The sequence below is a fragment of the Larkinella humicola genome, from assembly GCF_008727875.1.
In the GTDB taxonomy this organism is placed as follows: domain Bacteria; phylum Bacteroidota; class Bacteroidia; order Cytophagales; family Spirosomataceae; genus Larkinella; species Larkinella humicola.
In genome coordinates this window covers 124,311-141,266 of sequence record NZ_VTWS01000003.1, presented here as the reverse complement: position 1 = coordinate 141,266, position 16,956 = coordinate 124,311, and the positions used below count along the sequence as shown (strand labels likewise).

The 16,956-nt window shown below is 42.3% G+C and carries 15 protein-coding genes; all 15 read right to left on the bottom strand.

All coding sequences use genetic code 11. The annotated features are described in order from the left end of the window. Positions 1–22: 22 nt before the first annotated feature. Positions 23–1,129 carry an acyltransferase family protein gene (locus tag F0P93_RS12710; protein WP_150876796.1) on the bottom strand — a complete coding sequence of 369 codons (1,107 nt, stop codon included), beginning with the start codon at positions 1,127–1,129 and terminating at the stop codon, positions 23–25. 180 nt (positions 1,130–1,309) lie between these two features. Next, a complete protein-coding gene (locus F0P93_RS12705; protein WP_150876795.1) occupies positions 1,310–2,515 on the bottom strand; it encodes a glycosyltransferase in 1,206 nt (401 codons plus the stop codon). 14 nt (positions 2,516–2,529) lie between these two features. Beyond that, positions 2,530–3,819 (bottom strand): glycosyltransferase, encoded by a 1,290-nt coding sequence (locus tag F0P93_RS12700; RefSeq protein ID WP_150876794.1) that lies wholly within the window; start codon positions 3,817–3,819, stop codon positions 2,530–2,532. A gap of 21 nt (positions 3,820–3,840) precedes the next feature. Beyond that, entirely contained in the window at positions 3,841–4,620 is a 780-nt protein-coding gene (locus tag F0P93_RS12695; RefSeq protein ID WP_150876793.1) for a glycosyltransferase family 2 protein, read from the bottom strand. Between the two features lie 24 nt (positions 4,621–4,644). Further along, positions 4,645–5,865: an O-antigen polymerase gene (locus tag F0P93_RS12690; protein WP_150876792.1), complete on the bottom strand. Its 1,221-nt coding sequence runs from the start codon at positions 5,863–5,865 to the stop codon at positions 4,645–4,647. A gap of 12 nt (positions 5,866–5,877) precedes the next feature. After that, positions 5,878–6,687, bottom strand: a complete 810-nt coding sequence (locus F0P93_RS12685) for a 6-hydroxymethylpterin diphosphokinase MptE-like protein (RefSeq protein ID WP_225309471.1) — start codon at positions 6,685–6,687, stop codon at positions 5,878–5,880. A 23-nt stretch (positions 6,688–6,710) separates the two neighbouring features. Next, complete coding sequence (locus F0P93_RS12680) at positions 6,711–7,934, bottom strand: hypothetical protein (RefSeq protein WP_150876791.1); 1,224 nt, start codon at positions 7,932–7,934, stop codon at positions 6,711–6,713. Between the two features lie 158 nt (positions 7,935–8,092). Next, positions 8,093–9,553 carry a lipopolysaccharide biosynthesis protein gene (locus tag F0P93_RS12675; RefSeq protein WP_150876790.1) on the bottom strand — a complete coding sequence of 487 codons (1,461 nt, stop codon included), beginning with the start codon at positions 9,551–9,553 and terminating at the stop codon, positions 8,093–8,095. A 20-nt stretch (positions 9,554–9,573) separates the two neighbouring features. Further along, positions 9,574–10,302, bottom strand: coding sequence for an SDR family NAD(P)-dependent oxidoreductase (locus F0P93_RS12670; protein WP_150876789.1), 729 nt, complete (start codon positions 10,300–10,302; stop codon positions 9,574–9,576). A 3-nt stretch (positions 10,303–10,305) separates the two neighbouring features. Further along, positions 10,306–11,250, bottom strand: coding sequence for a phosphoglycerate dehydrogenase (locus F0P93_RS12665; protein ID WP_150876788.1), 945 nt, complete (start codon positions 11,248–11,250; stop codon positions 10,306–10,308). Then, positions 11,247–11,930 carry an acylneuraminate cytidylyltransferase family protein gene (locus F0P93_RS12660; RefSeq protein ID WP_138995130.1) on the bottom strand — a complete coding sequence of 228 codons (684 nt, stop codon included), beginning with the start codon at positions 11,928–11,930 and terminating at the stop codon, positions 11,247–11,249. The genes F0P93_RS12665 and F0P93_RS12660 overlap by 4 nt, the downstream gene beginning before the upstream one ends. A gap of 35 nt (positions 11,931–11,965) precedes the next feature. Continuing rightward, complete coding sequence (locus tag F0P93_RS12655) at positions 11,966–12,910, bottom strand: glycosyltransferase family 2 protein (protein WP_150876787.1); 945 nt, start codon at positions 12,908–12,910, stop codon at positions 11,966–11,968. A gap of 37 nt (positions 12,911–12,947) precedes the next feature. Further along, positions 12,948–13,604 (bottom strand): sugar transferase, encoded by a 657-nt coding sequence (locus F0P93_RS12650; RefSeq protein ID WP_150876786.1) that lies wholly within the window; start codon positions 13,602–13,604, stop codon positions 12,948–12,950. A 94-nt stretch (positions 13,605–13,698) separates the two neighbouring features. Beyond that, positions 13,699–16,059 (bottom strand): GumC family protein, encoded by a 2,361-nt coding sequence (locus tag F0P93_RS12645; protein ID WP_150876785.1) that lies wholly within the window; start codon positions 16,057–16,059, stop codon positions 13,699–13,701. A gap of 74 nt (positions 16,060–16,133) precedes the next feature. After that, on the bottom strand, positions 16,134–16,919 hold the full coding sequence (locus F0P93_RS12640; RefSeq protein WP_150876784.1) for a polysaccharide biosynthesis/export family protein: 786 nt from the start codon (positions 16,917–16,919) through the stop codon (positions 16,134–16,136). Positions 16,920–16,956: the final 37 nt, after the last annotated feature.

Below are 16,956 nucleotides of genomic sequence, written 5' to 3'. Positions count from 1 at the left end.
TGTCATGCTGATTTTATGACGATTAACTTGCACGTACATCAGCAATAATCTTCTTTTGCTCGAATCTATCCCTGGTTATTTTGATAATTGGCTTCTCAATAAATTTATGCACTAGGATTCCACCAAGACAGCATAGAATACAATTAATCACCAATACGGCGAATGGATTTGCTGAGGGCTGGAACTTAGACCATACTCCTAAAACTGCCGAAATAATTCCAGGATGGACTAAATAGATAGAATACGAGGCATCCCCCAACTCTAATCCAAATTTATCGACTATATTTAATGGACGACCAGAAAATAGGAAAATTGAGATTATTACAATTAATGTTGAAAATAAGCCAGTAACTATAATAAAGTTATCCCCCAGAATTCTTTGATAAGAAAAGAAAAATAAAGGTATGGTTAAAATTGCGCAAAGGATAAAACCATTCCAGTTCTTTATTGTATAATTCAAAAAGCCATAATTATACAGTACTCCAATTAAAAACCCCATACCAAACAAAAGGTTTGCTTTGTGAAATAAGAAGTCACAAAGCTGGTGAAAAGTTGATGCGGGAACTAAATCAGAAATGCCGCACCAAAACCAAAATACAGGCGATAAGAACCACAGGGTTAATATCTCCCACCTTGGTTTTACATAAAGAATAAATACACAGAATAGCAAATAAAAAAGAACCTCGTGGCGCAAAGTCCAGATTTGACTTGGCATTATATCACCAATTGGAGACAAAACCGCTGCCCTTAGATATGGAAGGGGAGTAAAGGTACCTCTTCCTAAAAATCTAAGGGAGGCATATCCAATAATACAAACCCACATGAATGGAATAATACGTATAAAACGACGGGTTAAAAAATCCATCGGGCTGATTTTGGGTTTAATCTGATTGTTCAGTGAAACATAAGAGATGATGAAACCACTTATTACAAAAAACAAATGAACTCCCGAAGATCCAGAAAGTAACCAGGTTGGCAGGAAATTAGCATTGAAATACTTTGGGAAATTAGCCATTTCAGCGACATGGCAAAGAACGACCATTAAAGCCGCAAGGCCTCTCAAATACTGAATTCCAATAATTCCTTTCGAGTGGCTTTCTTTTTGAGGAAGTGTATGAATTTGATTCATAATTCGTGATAATTAAAGTAGTGTATACGACTATTATGGGTTCACCATTGGCAACTGACCGTAGTACATCGGCTTTAAACTCGGCGATATACTTTCGTTTTGGTTGTTGGGATTTGTTTATGGTACACGAAGTTAAATAAGTTTTATATCCGAGTATTCAGGACTATATCAGTATGTGGTCTAGCCAAGAGTAATGACCTCATGGTCTTTCGCAATAGCGAAAGAATTAAACTCTAAATTTTTAACTTGTAACTGATCACTCCATTCAGAATTAGACACTTTTTTGTATATTTCTGATAAAATTTTAGAGTTTTTAGACGAATTGTGGAAAGTGTAAGAATAGGATGCACCATTCTCTCCAATACGCTTAGCTAAACCTGGGTTTTCTAAAAGATCCAGAATAGCCTTGACATACTGTTCTTTTGTCAAGCATGCATACCCATTCTCTCCGTTTCTAACTACATCAAGGCATCCGTCGCAAGCACTGACGACGCAGGGTACTCCTGCACGCATCGACTCAAGTAGAGAATAAGGAAGGCCCTCAAATACAGATGTTAGGACGAAAACATCAAGTGAATTTATAAATTCAGAAGAAGCTTTAGGATCACACCAGTCAAGTATATGAAATTGGTCTGCAATACCATATCTGTTTATAAGATCAATTACTTCAGTTTTTAAGTGATCATGGAAACCTGCTCCGAGTAAATAAAAATGAGATTTAGGATGGGCTTGTATTACATGATATGCTACTGTTACATATAGAAGAGGATTCTTTTGGGGGGTTAATCGAGCAATGGTTCCAATTTTAGGATGTTCATTTTTAGAATGATTTGTTCTTTGTAAACTCGAGTAATTTAAAGGAAAAGTCACTGAATTTAGCAGGACGTCAATTGAATTTTGTTTGTGACCAACTTCATAGATGAGTCGATTGGCTTCTGAATAAGAAACAGTTAAGATACGATCGGTAAAAAATTTAGCGAATGATTCTAAGGTAAAATAGATTAACCTCTTCATGCCCGTAAAGGACAAGTAAGATACACCGTTTGGAGTAAACAGGGAAGGATATCCTGCCAGCTTAGAGGAAATCCGTCCAAGAAAACCTGCTTTAGAGCTATGAATATGAACACAAGATGGACGCTCGCGCTTGATTAATCTGTAAAGGCGAATAAGTGATATCGAATCGCTGAACGGATTAAAGCTTCGGGACATATTAAATTCAATGTGCTGAATGTTATATTGAAGACAAACTTCCGTTAACGTTTTACTGGGAGGTGCAACAATCTTAAGTTCAAATTGATCTTTATCAACATGGTTGATTATTTCCCTGATGTAAGTTTCAACTCCTCCAAGAGATTGTGTAATGTGAAGTATCTTTAATTTATTCATGTAAATAAGAGTTATTATTGACTAACCGCAGAAAACGAAGAGGATGTCAGTTCCGAGGACTCATTTTTTATGGCTGATGAAGTAGAGTATGGAGTATAATCAAATAATTGTAAAAATTTGTTGGAAAAAGATTCTAATGTGAATTTTTGCTTATTTGGAAATCCTAAAAATTTAGGCTTTTCTATTGATATATACTTTAAAGCCTCGTACAAAGAATCGGATTTATTTGGGTCATAAGTAATACCATTTACTTTTTCAATAATTGTCTCTGTCACGCCTGTCACTCTGGAAGCAATACTAAATAAACCGCATACTGAACTTTCGATCAATACAACGGGCGAACCTTCCGTAGATTCAATTACGCCATCATAACCTGAAAAAGTAGACATTTCTTTATCTATGGTAGGAAAAATGAAATAATCGACATTTTTCATCCATTCTAAAACATTACTTTGCCAGCCCATCCAATGGATATATTGGTTTAAATTATGTTTAACTGAAAATTCTGCTAACTCTTTTTTAAAATTAACTTCGGCATCATTTGAAGGGTTTCCTAATATGATAATGATTGGAAGATCAGCTTCGGGAATACTACTCTTAAGACAATTCAGTGCATAAATTAAATGATGTAACCCTTTCTGTGGCTTAATCAGTCCCGCATACAAAAGCTTTGTCCTATTCTGATAGCTTTCACGTAAGAGATTTTGTAACTCCATCTTAACATTACCACTATTAACTGATTCATATTGTGAAAAATCAATACCATAATTAATTACTGATTTTTTTCTTGAATCTGGTAAACTGTTCTGAACGTCAATACTTGGAGAAATGACATGATCGATAAATGAAAAGAATAGTAATTTAGATAGAAAAGGGCTGACTCTGTTTTTACTTTGTAGATACATTATCTTTTTGCCTCTAAAAAAAAGTAAAGGTATCTTAAGCATGACAGCCCCTCGAGGATCGCAGAAATAAAAAAAATCAAACTTGCCCTTTGTGAAAATTTTTATACAAGACCAATAAAAAGGAAATAAACCGGTAAAAAGGGTTTCAAAAATGACTGATAATCTAAACCATTGGCCAAAATTTCCATATGAAAGCAGCCTTTCGCTAGTTTTTAATTTTATGATTTCATCAACGTAAGGCGAAAAGTTTTTAGATATTTCATTTTTAGAATCATCGGCTAATAATAACGTAATGTGGTAATTATTCCGTTTTAAAATTTTACATAAGTTTAAAGAGACTCTTTGAGCACCTGAAAAAAATGGGTAAGCTTCAAAAAACAAAACCTTCTTTTGTTTCATTGTTTTGGATATTTATAGTGACTAAAACTCTTTTCTCAAATATAAAGTCAAGCCAAATTTTTTGCCTAAATTTCTGCCATAATACTTTATTAATTGTACGTAAAAGTCAAAAAAAGCTTGAACCTTACTTGTTGAATTGGAGTTTAAAACCGCCTTTCGAAGTTCAAAGAAAGTTTCAATTTTTGAGCTCGCTCCTCCCTCAGTAACATAAGCTGTTATCTTGTTTAAAAATAGAGCATTTAACTTTTCTCTTGGCCTTAATAATAATTCATAATCTCCTACAATTCTATATGAAATATCGTAATTACCGTAGCTTTTGAATAATTTCATAGACTGAAGTGAGCCAGGATGAGCAATTAAATTAATCCTCTTAAATGACTTCCATTGCCAAGGCCATCCATAAGTTCTAGTTATTTTCCCATCTAGAGACAACAAGTGAACTTTTGATGAAATATACAATGTAGAATCAGTACTTTCTTGGTTAATGAATTCTACATATGACTCTAATGTATCTGGAAATAAAAAGTCATCAGCGCCAATAAACATGACCCAATCGCCAGTAGCTTTTGCTATCCCTTTGTTCCAGGCATCGTAAATCCCTTTGTCTTTTTCAGAAATGCTATACGTAATGTAATGCTTATATTTTGCAATTAATTCTTTGGTTCCATCTTTTGAATCGCCATCTATGATAATATATTCGTAATTTTTATATGTTTGAGAAATTACACTCAAGATTGACTTTTCTAAAGTTGCTGACGAGTTAAATGTCGCTGTGATTATTGAAATGGTCGGATGCTTCATGGATTTTACTATTTTAATTAGTTGCTATACAGATAGACTCTTCTTCAGCTTATATCTAACTAGTAAGATAATAGCAAGAATAAAACCAAGACCATATGCTTTTGTAAGGTAAAACATACTGTGAAATGGAGAGAATAAGAAAAATGCGAATGACATAAAATATACTAATTGAGCCGATCTAGACCTATGTAGATATCTCTTAGATATAAACATTAACTTAGACATAAAAAATATAAATAAGAATGATCCTATAAGCCCAAAGTCGATGGAAAGATCTCGTATTGATGTCGCCCATACATTATATCTTATATCATAATCGTAGTATAGGTGGTCAATATCATCATGTACTTTCATCCAGTTTATCACCCCGAATCTATCTAAAAAGTTAAAATTATAAAATCCGTAAGTTAAATATGATATTTTGTCAGACGTGTCAGTAAAAATACTTAAATAGTAAACACATCCTCCAGTATAATCATAAAATGTGTTTATAAAGAATATCAATATTATTCCGAATTGCGATCCCCCTAAATAATTTAAAGCCTCATTATTTATATGTGGCAACTTTGACATAAAGTTTACTTGCGTATCTCCTTCTACACCCGTCCTCATTATTGTGAACATTGCACCTAGTATAGAAATTACTAACAATGCAAGTGTAAATTTCCCAAAATATTTTAAATAAGATTTTTTTATTAATTCGAAATTTTTGTGAAAGTATATTGCTAAATATAAGCATGAAAATATGATAAAGTTTATTCTTCCACCATTAATTGGTATAAACGCTAAACATGATAAAATAGTTAAAATGTTTACGAATATTTTATATTTTAAATTATTGAAGTTGCAAATAATAAAAGAAAATATTAGTAGTGGAAATAAAAGATTATAAATTGAATCTTTAAAATCTCCACTTGCTTGTTCCATATGTTCTTCTCTAATTTCTGCTAATTCTTTTCCTAAGTTGTCAATACTTGAAAAAAAGTATATACAAACTGGTATAAAGCCAATAATGGCAAATATGAGTAGCTTGAAGTCTTTTTTTATTTGTACCGGATTGTCGTAGCTTTTTTTAGTAGTTATGTGCCCTAAATATAAAAAGAACAAAAATATGACCGGTAAAAACAAAGTTAAAACGTTTATTGGCTCATTAAACAGCCAAGTGAAGCTGAAATATATTACAAAGATAAAAGCCCATGCAGCCATAGGGAAAAATAACTCTCGTATTTTTATAAAATTTTTCATTTTTTATATTTATTATTTATTGACAAATTTAGTCAATTCAATCCGTTCAAATATTTCTAATGCCCCTCCATCAGTGGCATTGTAAATAGCTCGGTTATCCGCATTATAGGCTAGCTTCGCTAGATTGTAGCTATACTCGCTGGTATAAATTTCCGGAAGTTGCCATTTCATCCCATTTGAAAAATAGCGTTTATCAAAATGAGAATCGTCATCGCCATTACTCACGGCTAGCCGCCCTGGTGCTCCCTTCGCATTGAAATAATGATCACAGCCTACTAAGGCCACTTCACTGAACCCCATGTGGTAGGCAAGCTGCATGGCCACAAATGTGACGGTGCCGCCTTCCCATAAACTGATGCTAATGTCTTTTGAAAATTTCTGCTGATTACTGGTATGCAGAAAAGATACGTTCTCTCTGTTCTTTACAAATTCTTTTCCTTCAGACCGCAAAAACAAAGGAATATCAGTAGAGTTGTAAAAATCCTTGTTTTGCTCTATAACTAATAAATTGACAGCGGCAATAAACGATGGTCGAAAGTCTGATCGATCAAATAACAGGTTAATTTTATTTAACCCAAATGTGAATGTGTTTTTTAATAAGGAGAAATCAACTTTGTTAAGGGAGGGGCCATTGCAGAGTATTACTGCCTTTTCTCCTTTGTATTTATCTTTCCACTTCAATAGTTTATTTCTTGATGACCACGAACGAGGATCGATATCCCAAACCAGCCGGTCATAGCATAACTTTAGTGCTTGCCTGTACGGATTAAGTGTAGGATTTATTTTAAGCGTTGGGTCGTTATCAATAAATTCGTTTTTCATCTTTGTTCTCGATTAGGTGGACTTTAGTTTTCATACTTAATCACAAGTAATTTCCCATACACATTAATACGGGTTTGTGATTGGCTGTCAACTGTGATTTTTGACTTATTTTTTGGGTAGATTATTCTGAAATTTTCTTTCTCAACTAGTACCGTGTTAATGTTTGTACTATCCTGGAATTCATATTTTACTATTTTTGAAGATGCTATTTTATTTTCTTTTGAACCAATTCTGGCACTTGAAGTTTCACTTTTTGTTTGAGAAAAATCATAGTTGTTTTTTTTGTTTACGGTTTCGATTACTGTATTTTCTCTTATTGCGTTATATATAGGTGAATAAATTTCTGGTTCACCGTAATATCTGGTAGGTTTTTTTCTTGATTTTAGATCCACATAAACATCCCATGGAATAACTAAAGTGGTTCCTAATAAATACATATCAAGAACTGCTTCTACGTTGTCCGCATCGCTATCTGAGGAAAATGTGTAAAATTGTTTCTTATTTAATTGTCTTGCTTGCTCGATCCCATCGACAATGAATTTTTGCTTTAATCCGTTTGCGGGCACTTCGGCAATTCCAACATCAAATTGCTTGTAAACATTACTCCATTTACCTTTGTAATTATTGGTTAAAAAAACGATATTGTTGCCGGAGTATATTTTAGCATCTTTTTTCCATCTTTTTAAGAATTGAATTACCGACTTTTCCTGATAATCTTTGTACTCAGACCAAAAAGGAATATTTGTTTTTTTTATAAAGTTCTCTTTCTTAATTCCATTTTCAATCAAGAATTTTCTATAATCGAAATTGGCTTCTACTTTGCCTGGATAGTTTTCATGCATATATTTTGTGAATCCCGGTATACAAAATTCACACATGCACCCCCCCCAGTCTATAGCTTGTTCATTTAACCTCGAATCATCTACAAATACACCGTAAGCACCAAGATCTATTATCTGATGTGTTTTTTTAATAAATAATTTCTGAAAGATTGGATTGTTTACACATCCCCAGTAAGGGTTTTTTTGCTCCCAATTCTGCATCCAGGGGGCCTTTAATTTATTTCCTTCTATATCTTTAATACGTCCGTGGACTGTATAGTCTCCAGAATCAGGGATTTGAGGGTTGATAGCCAGACTAAACTTAATATTTCTTTTTCTTAATTCCGTTAATTGGCTTTCATTTGTACAATACATCCAGTCTAACCGGTCTGGTTTGTAGATGTCCAACATTTTTAATGTACTCAAGGTATCGTTTTTGTTAATGGGGTGGAACCATCTCGATGACAAGATGATTTCTGCTTTTTGAAATTGTCTTAAGTGAGTTATGGAAGTACTACCCAAGGCTAGGAGAATTAGCCCTGCTATTGTTATGATGTAGCGATATTTATTATTAAAATAGTTCACTAGATCTTAACAGTGTGAAAGATGGAATTCAACGCAATAACTAATAAAATAAGTGATGGAATTACTAATTGTTTCGATTCAAATGTTATGAAATTCAATTTGAAGGCAGCGTACGACTTAAGGGTAGAATACCAGGAGTAAAACCCCAGATAGGCAGCTAACATGCTTAAAGGAAAAGCAAGCACGCCTATTAAGGGGTAGGCTACTAGTGCCAGCATGATATAAATGATTCCGGTAAAGCCATTCGCAATATGCCAAACGATATGATTTGTGATGCTATATAACTGTAAGTGCATAGCCCCATAGCGCTCCACAAAAAAGGCAATTCCCATGATCGCCCAGAGTCGCTGGTCAATAAAATGAATATTGCTGCCAATTAACTGCATTACCGGTTCTGCGAGTAATGCCACTCCAACAAAGCCCGCTACAAACGTCCAATGAGCTCTTTGCATTCCTTTTTGAGCCACCTCGATGATCTGTTGGCGGTTATCCTGTGCGTATAGACGAGCCATCAGAGGAAGTTTGCTGTAGAAAGGTGCCTGTGCGAAGGTGATGATGATCTGCATGATGCGCATGGCAAATAGGTAGGCGGAAACCTGCTCAACCTGGTTGCTTTGTGCGTAGATGAGGCTACTGCTTTGAATGAGACCATAGGACATCAGCACGCCAATCCCACTTCGCCAGGCGGCTGGCCAGATTTCCTTCAAAATGGCCCGATCAAATTTGAATGACTGGCCCGACACGAACACGCCTTCGTTGTACTGGTAACACATCCAGCGATTCCGTAAAACCGATAAAATGTTCCACAATTGGTTAACGGCTACCAGTCCAACTAACCCGGCATTGAAGTACAGCATCACCACGCTAGTGAGAATAGCTGCTAGTGAAAATAGTGTTTCGTACCGGCGGAACTCCGCAATCCGATTGATTCCCTGCAAATAAGTCGTGTAGGCGTTACCGCGAAACGTAACCGTTGTGGCAACGATTACGATGCTCCAGGCGATCCACCCCTGATTCGGGTTAGAAAGAAAATGGATTGGACGGTATACCGAAAGGGTTCCCCCGATTACTAACAGCAGAAACACTAACCCGGTCAACCACGCGAATAGAATCTGCTGTGTTCCAACCACTTTCAATAAATAGGATTGATTAGGACCTGACTCATGATCCCTGTCTACTGGCTTTTCTGTAGTATCTGTTCCATTTGCTCCGCCCATGGCATAGGCAATGAATCTGGAAAATGTGACACCCAATCCCAGATCAATCATCAGGTTTAAACTGATGACTGTGCTGAAAAGATACCATAATGAAATCTCGGCCGGGCTGAATTGCCGGAGAATGAACGGAATCAGCAGCACCAAATTCATGGAACGTGTCGCCAGACTCGCCCAAGTCGTAAAGGTCGGGGAGTGCCAAAGACGCGTGATCGCTGAATTCCGTTGTATTTCCAGTGGCAACATACTATTGATTTATGGGTACTCTACAAATCCTTCAAGACCGAACTAATACCGCCATCCAGCGACAGATTGGCTCCGTGAATAAAACCGGAGTTCTCCGACGCCAGGAACAACGCCATCGTGGCGACGTCCTGCGGGCGCCCGATTCGTTGTACGGGGTGAATCTTGCGGAGTTCATCCAGGGCACCCTGATTCCCGTCGAATCCGGCCAGCAGCATATCGGTTTCGATGGCTGCAGGGCTAATGGCGTTGACCCGCACCCGGCCTTCCAAATCGACGGCTAAGGCTCTGGTCAGGCCAATAAGGGCGCTTTTCGAGGTGGCGTAACTAATAAACCGGCGTTTGGTCAGTTGCTGGTGAATGCTGCCAATGTTGATAATGCTGCCGTTTACGTCTTCCAGTTGCTCCAGAAAGTGCTGGCTAAGCAGCAGCGGACCGGTCAGGTTGACGGTCATGGTATGATTCCAGTCGTCCAGCTTTAATTCATCCAGGCTACCGAGCATTTGCACGGCGGCATTGTTGATCAGAACGTGAAGCTCCGGGATCAGCACATTGAACGTGTGTTTCCACTCGTTTCGGTAGGCTTCATTCGTGCTGAACTGATGAAGATCGAACTGGATCAGACGGTCGGCCTGGTGATGTTCCGATGCCTGAATGTCCAGCCCGTACACGTAATAGCCGGCTTCGCGAAAGGCAAGTGCCAGTGCACTGCCAATACCGCCTAGAACCCCTGTAATCAGTATTTTTTTCATCGTTTACGCAGTTACACCAATTTCCAGAAACTCGAACATCGAACGAATCGCCTGGTGACTGGCACGCCGTACCCCCTGAATGGTATTGGAACCGTTGTGGGTTCCGAAAATGCACCGGTCAAAATTCCGAAGCTCCGAGTCCATTGGCAGAGGCTCTGTTTCAAACACATCCAGACCAGCCGAGTGAACTTTGCCACTCTTGAGACCTTCCAGCAAAGCGGCTTCATCGACAATCGGCCCTCTGGATACGTTCACAATCCGAACGCCGTCTTTCATCCGTTGAATCGATTCGGCATTGATCAGGTGTTTCGTCGCGGGCGTCAGGGCGCAGGTCGAAACCACAAAATCGGCGGTTTCCAGTTCTTCGGGGAAGTTCAGAAAGCGGTAGGCTTCTTCGTCTTCCTCCGTCCGTTTTGCAAAGGGGTCATACACATTGATGTGCATATCGAATGCTTTCAGAAACCGGGCGGTGGCTTTCCCGATGTCGCCAAAACCAACGAGCGCGACGGTGTGGCCAGCCAGCGACATTCCCGCCGGTTTTACCCAATTGCCCGCCCGCACTTCGCGGTCGATGTAATACGTTTGCCGCGCCAATCCCAAAACGTAAGACACCGCGATGGTGGCCACTTCGGCACCAAACATCATCGGGGTGTTGATAATGGGAATCCCTAATTCCTTACACGCCTTGAAGTCAACATTATCGACGCCAATTCCCCACTTGACGGCAGCTTTCAACTTTCCGGCTTTTCCGGCGCGAAAGATGCGTTCGGTGGCCTGGTCATCGCCGATGATCCAGCCGTCGACGGTTGGAACGAGTTCCAGCAGTTCTTCTTCCGATAAAATCTGAACGACTTTCGGAGCAATCACTTCAATGCCCGCTTCTTCAAAAATGGGCAGGAATTCGGCAAGTTGCCCGAGCATGGGAGGGCAGGTAATCAACACTTTCATAGGGCCAGTTCAGGATAAAGTTCGGTAAACAGAAATTCGGCTACTTTAAAATTCAGTTCAACATCGATGTCCTGCGCTTCAATGTCTGCAATCTCGTACATGAAGGGGCGGTCACCGATGCGGTTATGTTTTTGAATCAGCGTTTCTTTTTTGAAGAGGTACATGCAGGAGTTCTCCATGTAAATCGGCGGCAGATCCTGCGTCCGGAGCAAAATGGCCGGGTTGTGATTGACGGCTCTCGCCAACTGATCCCACAAACGCGTCTGGAGTCGGGTAACGCCAAACAGCGTATCGTAAATCGGGTAGTTTTTCAGAAATTGCTGAATGCCTTTCTCAACGGTTTCGGCCGACAGGAGCGGATTGGTGCTGTGGGTTTGCAGGTAAAAATCGGCCGGAATCTGGTTGCAGGTATTTAGCAGAACGTTGTTCATCGGAATGGCTCCGTCGCGCAGGTGTTCGGGCCGCTCCAGGACGGTAACGGTCGGATAAAATTCTTCGACCTGTTCGATAACCGTCGGACTGTCGGTGTCGATGACGACCTGCGTAATCGAAGGGCACTCCAGCAGGGTGTCTACAATGCGGTGAAACAACGGTTTACCGGCAAAATCCCGGTAGTTTTTGCCCGGCACGCGCTCGCTGGAGTGGCGCATGGGGACGATAGCAGCAACAGAGTATTTCATATAGTTAACGTTAAGTGTTTTGCAAGACGGCCTGGTTATTCGTAAGCGATTTGTTTCATGACTACCGGTTCCTGGCTCACCGGTTTCTCTCGCCTGAAAACTTCATTCGGATAATAAAACCGCTCCCGCAGGGTCCGGTCGAGTGTCCCGACGAAACGGTATCCCTGATACGTTCCCCAGAATTGCAGGATGCGGAAAACCGGGATTTCTGCAATGTGTTGCCACAGAACGCGCTCCTGGGCTGCGGTTACGTAATCGCTGATCAGATTGGATACGGACAGGTAGGCAAAATCCCAGAGACCAAACTGCGCCATCGGCTTCAGTCGTTTGAACGCAATGGCCTCCCGATAATACCGGTTGAAGATCTTCCGGGGCGTTTCTTCGTGGACGTGGACAATGGTGGCGTCGGCATCATAGGCAATCCGGTAACCCCGTTGTAAAATTTCGCTGGCCCAATGCAAATCTTCCAGTCCGGTCAGGGTTTCGTCGTAGGGCAACTCTTCCCAGAGCGAACGCCGAATGGCCGTATTGGCATTGTTGCAGAATGGAATTTGCTGGTTGTAGTTGGAAACCGCCGGAAACCATTTGGCAAACAATTGTTGCTCCGAGTATTTGCTGAGTTGATTCCCGATCTGCCGCCCGTAGGTCAGGGCCACTTTCTGATCTCCAAATGGCTTGAGCATTTGATCGATCCAATTCGTATAAACCGGGTAGACGTGCGCACTGGCAAACAACAGAATATCTCCCGAAGCCTGCTGGCAGCCAATGTTAAGCGCCCGGCCAAAGGAGAACTCCTCCGGACGAATCCGTACAATTTTGGCTCCGTAGCTTTCGGCAATGCGGACGGTATTGTCCTTGGAACCCGAATCAACCAGAATCACTTCCAGATCGGTGCCGGTTTCCTGTTGTTTGATGCCGTTGAGCAACTTGCCTATATGAGCTTCTTCATTAAAGGCTCGTATGATGATACTACAAGTCATAGGGATCTTTTCTTGTCAGAGCGTCTGAAACCGCTTATTACCGGGCGTTTTTGTCACCTTTTACCATTTTTTCTACCGTCCACCAGCAGATCTTCACATCCAGAGGAAGTGAGGTATATTTGGTATACCAGATGTCGTAGCGGACCCGGTGGCGCATTTGGTTGAGTTCTGATGTTTCGCCCCGCAGTCCTTTCGACTGGGCCAGACCAGTTATCCCCGGTTTTACCGCAAACCGGTGCTTGTATTCCGGTATGAGGGGCATATACTGGACATCGAGGGGAATCGGGTGGGGGCGGGGACCAACGATGCTCATGTGACCCGCAATGACATTCAGAACCTGGGGCAATTCGTCCAGATTGGTTTTTCGCAGAATTCGCCCAATCCGGGTAATTCGCATATCGTTGTGGGTCGCTTGTTTGAAGGAAGCGTTTCGCTGGTATTTCATCGTCCGAAATTTCAGACAGGGGAAAGGCCGTCCATTCCGTCCCGATCGCAACTGAACGAACAAGACAGGCCCCCGCGATTCCAGTCTGATCAACAGCCCAAGTAGGGGGATAAACCAGGATAGAATGAATACGGCAACCAAGAGGGATACGGTGATGTCGAAGGCCCGCTTAGCTACCGGCTGTGGCTTTCCCGCAGCCGTCTCACTGACGACATAGTACGAGGAGTCGGGTTGTAACAGGTTAATCATAACGTTCCAGGTTGAGTAAATACGAGTTACTAGGCAATGTTCTCCCAACCGGGAGTAAAACCGGTTGGGAATCCATCAAGTAGTTGGTATTGTATTAGGCTGGTTTGTTGCCTGGCAGCAACCGCTTCAGAAAGGATTTTTTGGCGATGGGGTCCTGTTCATAATAGCCACCGGAACCGTATCCGTAGCCATACCCGTATCCGTAGCCGTATCCGTAGCCGGTTCCTTCATTGATTGAATTCAGAATCAGGCTCAACTTCCGGAAGCGTTGTTCTTTGTACATGACGTCCACCATTTTCATGTGCTGCTTGGGCGTTACATCATGACGGACGACGTACATGGTCGCATCGGTTTTGTCGGCGAGGATCTGGGCATCGGTAACCAGACCAATCGGCGGTGAATCCACGATGATGTACTGGAAGCGTTCCCGAAGCTGGTGAAACAAATCATCGACTTTGTCACTCACCAGCAGCTCCGCCGGGTTAGGTGGAATGGGGCCGCTGGTCAGGATGAAGTAGTTTTGCATGCCTGGTACGGGTTGCAGAATTTCGTCCAGGGTTACCTGACCGACCAGGAAGTTGCTGATCCCGACGGTATTGGGCATGTCCAGCATGGAGTGCAATTTCGGACGGCGTAAGTCCATTTCCAAAATAACCGTCGGACGGTCGATGAGGGCCAGGCTGGCTCCGAGGTTTAGTGAGATGAACGATTTACCTTCCCCACTAATGCTGGACGTAAACAGGATGGCGAGGCTCTCGTTGTTGGATCGCAGGAATTGCAGATTGGTTCGCAAGGCACGTACCTGCTCCGCAACAATCGACCGGCTGTTGGATGTAACCACCAGCGGGAATTTATGCTTGGCGTAGGAGATTTCGCCGACAATCGGCGTACTCGTCAGCTCTTCAATATCCGTGCGCTTACCAATCCGGTTGTTCAGCATGTCGCGGGTAGCGAAAGCACCAACCGGGATCAACAAGCCCAACGCTCCGAATAGCAAAAAGATCATGCTCTTTTTGGGCTTAATGGGCTTGCTGCCACTGCGAGCCATATCGATCGTCCGGCTATCGGCAATGGCCGAAGCGTAGGAAAGAGCGGTTTCTTCGCGTTTGGCCAGCAGGTAGGTATACAGGTTGTTTTTGATGGCCTGTTGGCGCGTGATGTCGAGTAACGCCCGTTCTTTGCGCGGCACCGACCGGATCATCGATTCAAACTTGCGATTGTGAGCCATCAACTTCTGGCGGGTGCCCGTCATGATGTTCTTCATCGTCTGGATGTTATCGGTGATGTTCGATTTGGTAGTCCGGATTTGTTCGTCCAGTGAACGCAGAATGGGGTTGTTTTCTGAGGTGGTCTTCACCAGCGTTTCGCGTTGTAGTTCCAGTTCCGACACCTTGGCAATCAGCCCTAAAAGAGTAGGATCAGTCAGGCCCAGGGTGGAAGGAGCAGAGCCTCGTTCCCCCTCTTTACTGCGAACGTACTTTTCGACGTCTTCCAGGGCACCCAACTGAATATTGACCTGGCTCAATTGGGCATCGTTCTGCTGAACGTTTTGCAGAAAAATCTGTGATTCGGTACTGATATCCGTAATCCCTTCCGCTGATTTGTAGCTTTCCACATCTTTTTCCACCGTTGCGAGTTCACCAGAGATGAGTTTCAGGCGTTCTTCGATGAAATCCAGCGTATTGGCTGCCACCAGGTTTTTATCTTTCAGAGCGGCATCATTGTATTCCTCCACAATTTTGTCAAGGATGTTACGCCCTTTTTCGGGTACCGCAGTTTCCAGGCTGAGGATCAGAACCGTTGACTGTTTGCTGGTCGCTTCAACTTTCAAATCTTCAACAAAATTCTGAATAAGCTCCTGTTTGGGAGCCACGTGAACAATAACGGGTTCTTTGTCGAGCTTGGCACCCGCTTTCGGGAAAATCCGGATCCGGCCAAATTCGGTGTTCAGACTTTGGTTAACGGCATATTTCTTTTCCCCAATTTTAACCGTGGCAGGGTCCACAAACTCCACTTTGAAGCCATCTTCGTACAGCAGCGGTTTGGGTTGTTCGACAACCAGGCGGAACGGAGAATCTTTATAAATCTCGCGCTCGCCAACCGGCGTATCGTGGAAATAGGAAACATCCAGCGCCAGCGCGTCGTTTACCTTCTCCATGATCGTATAGGACTTCAGAATTTCGATTTCGTTCTCGACAACCTTTGAATCCGTGAAGAGATCCATTTCTTTCATGATGTTGTCCGCCGAAATCCCCTTTTTCTCGTCCTTGATCAAAATACTGCTTTGTACTTTGTAGATCGGAACCTGGTATTGCAGGTACGCATACCCGATGGCCAGCGCGACGACGAGCGAGAGCAGAAACCATTTCCAGTTTTTCAGATACCGGAAGAGGATCAGCCGAAGGTCAGGTTCTTTTTCCTCCTGCTGGTGGTAAACATACGGAGTTGTGATCATAACGTTGTTGAGTAATTAGGTATTATCGTTTGGCAAGTGGCCCGATCCGGGCCCACTGCCGCTGGTATGCTGTATTAACGGCGTATAATGACTGCGATCAGAGACAGCGCGCCGATGATCGATGGCAGAATGGTGTAAAAGCGGTCGGCATAGGCCAGACGGGCTTTCCCCGGTTCTACGTAAATGACATCGTTCGGATGCAAATAGTAAAAAGGCGACTTGAACAGATCCCGCTGATTCATGTTGACCCGGCCAAATTCCCGTTTCCCGTTCGTCTCCCGAATCACCATGACATTGTCCCGGCGGCCGTAGATGGTAATATCGCCGGCCAAACTCAGGGCTTCCGTCAGGGTCATCTGCTCATTCGGAACGCTGAACATCGACGGTCGGGCTACTTCACCCAGCACCGATACTTTAAAATTCAGAAACCGGACGGCCACCGTAGGTTCTTTCAGGTAATTCTTCAGCTTTTCCTGAATCAATTCCTGCGCGCCAGCGGAGGTAAGTCCCAATACTTTTATTTTTCCCACCAGCGGCAGTTGGACCTGTCCCTGCGTGTCGACGAGGTAACCTACGACCGCCGTAACCGGAACCTGTCCGTTCACGGTTTGAAAAGTGGGTACTCGTTCGGCGGCAGCGTACGGATTGAAAAAGCTGCTGGCTTCCGGGTTCAGGCTATTGACATTGATCCCCAATAAATCATTGGGTTGAATGGTGGGGATGTACTTGTTCGTGATATCTTCGGCCTGTGCCGTGGTGTCGGCTACCGGGCTTTGAAAATAGGTGATCTGTTTTTGTGAAATGCAGGACGAGAAAGCAATGATCATGAAACAGAGTGCCAGGGAATTCCAATTCTTCATACGTTGTGATTTTCGATCAATAAATTAAGTACTTACT

Bases quoted from the DNA above. Each gene is read 5' to 3' on its own strand.
- F0P93_RS12670 (WP_150876789.1), bottom strand. From the start codon at position 10,302: ATGAAAAAAATACTGATTACAGGGGTTCTAGGCGGTATTGGCAGTGCA.
- F0P93_RS12675 (WP_150876790.1), bottom strand. From the start codon at position 9,553: ATGTTGCCACTGGAAATACAACGGAATTCAGCGATCACGCGTCTTTGG.
- F0P93_RS12660 (WP_138995130.1), bottom strand. From the start codon at position 11,930: ATGAAATACTCTGTTGCTGCTATCGTCCCCATGCGCCACTCCAGCGAG.
- F0P93_RS12655 (WP_150876787.1), bottom strand. From the start codon at position 12,910: ATGACTTGTAGTATCATCATACGAGCCTTTAATGAAGAAGCTCATATA.
- F0P93_RS12645 (WP_150876785.1), bottom strand. From the start codon at position 16,059: ATGATCACAACTCCGTATGTTTACCACCAGCAGGAGGAAAAAGAACCT.
- F0P93_RS12710 (WP_150876796.1), bottom strand. From the start codon at position 1,129: ATGAATCAAATTCATACACTTCCTCAAAAAGAAAGCCACTCGAAAGGA.
- F0P93_RS12705 (WP_150876795.1), bottom strand. From the start codon at position 2,515: ATGAATAAATTAAAGATACTTCACATTACACAATCTCTTGGAGGAGTT.
- F0P93_RS12685 (WP_225309471.1), bottom strand. From the start codon at position 6,687: ATGAAAAACGAATTTATTGATAACGACCCAACGCTTAAAATAAATCCT.
- F0P93_RS12700 (WP_150876794.1), bottom strand. From the start codon at position 3,819: ATGAAACAAAAGAAGGTTTTGTTTTTTGAAGCTTACCCATTTTTTTCA.
- F0P93_RS12690 (WP_150876792.1), bottom strand. From the start codon at position 5,865: ATGAAAAATTTTATAAAAATACGAGAGTTATTTTTCCCTATGGCTGCA.
- F0P93_RS12650 (WP_150876786.1), bottom strand. From the start codon at position 13,604: ATGATTAACCTGTTACAACCCGACTCCTCGTACTATGTCGTCAGTGAG.
- F0P93_RS12665 (WP_150876788.1), bottom strand. From the start codon at position 11,250: ATGAAAGTGTTGATTACCTGCCCTCCCATGCTCGGGCAACTTGCCGAA.
- F0P93_RS12640 (WP_150876784.1), bottom strand. From the start codon at position 16,919: ATGAAGAATTGGAATTCCCTGGCACTCTGTTTCATGATCATTGCTTTC.
- F0P93_RS12695 (WP_150876793.1), bottom strand. From the start codon at position 4,620: ATGAAGCATCCGACCATTTCAATAATCACAGCGACATTTAACTCGTCA.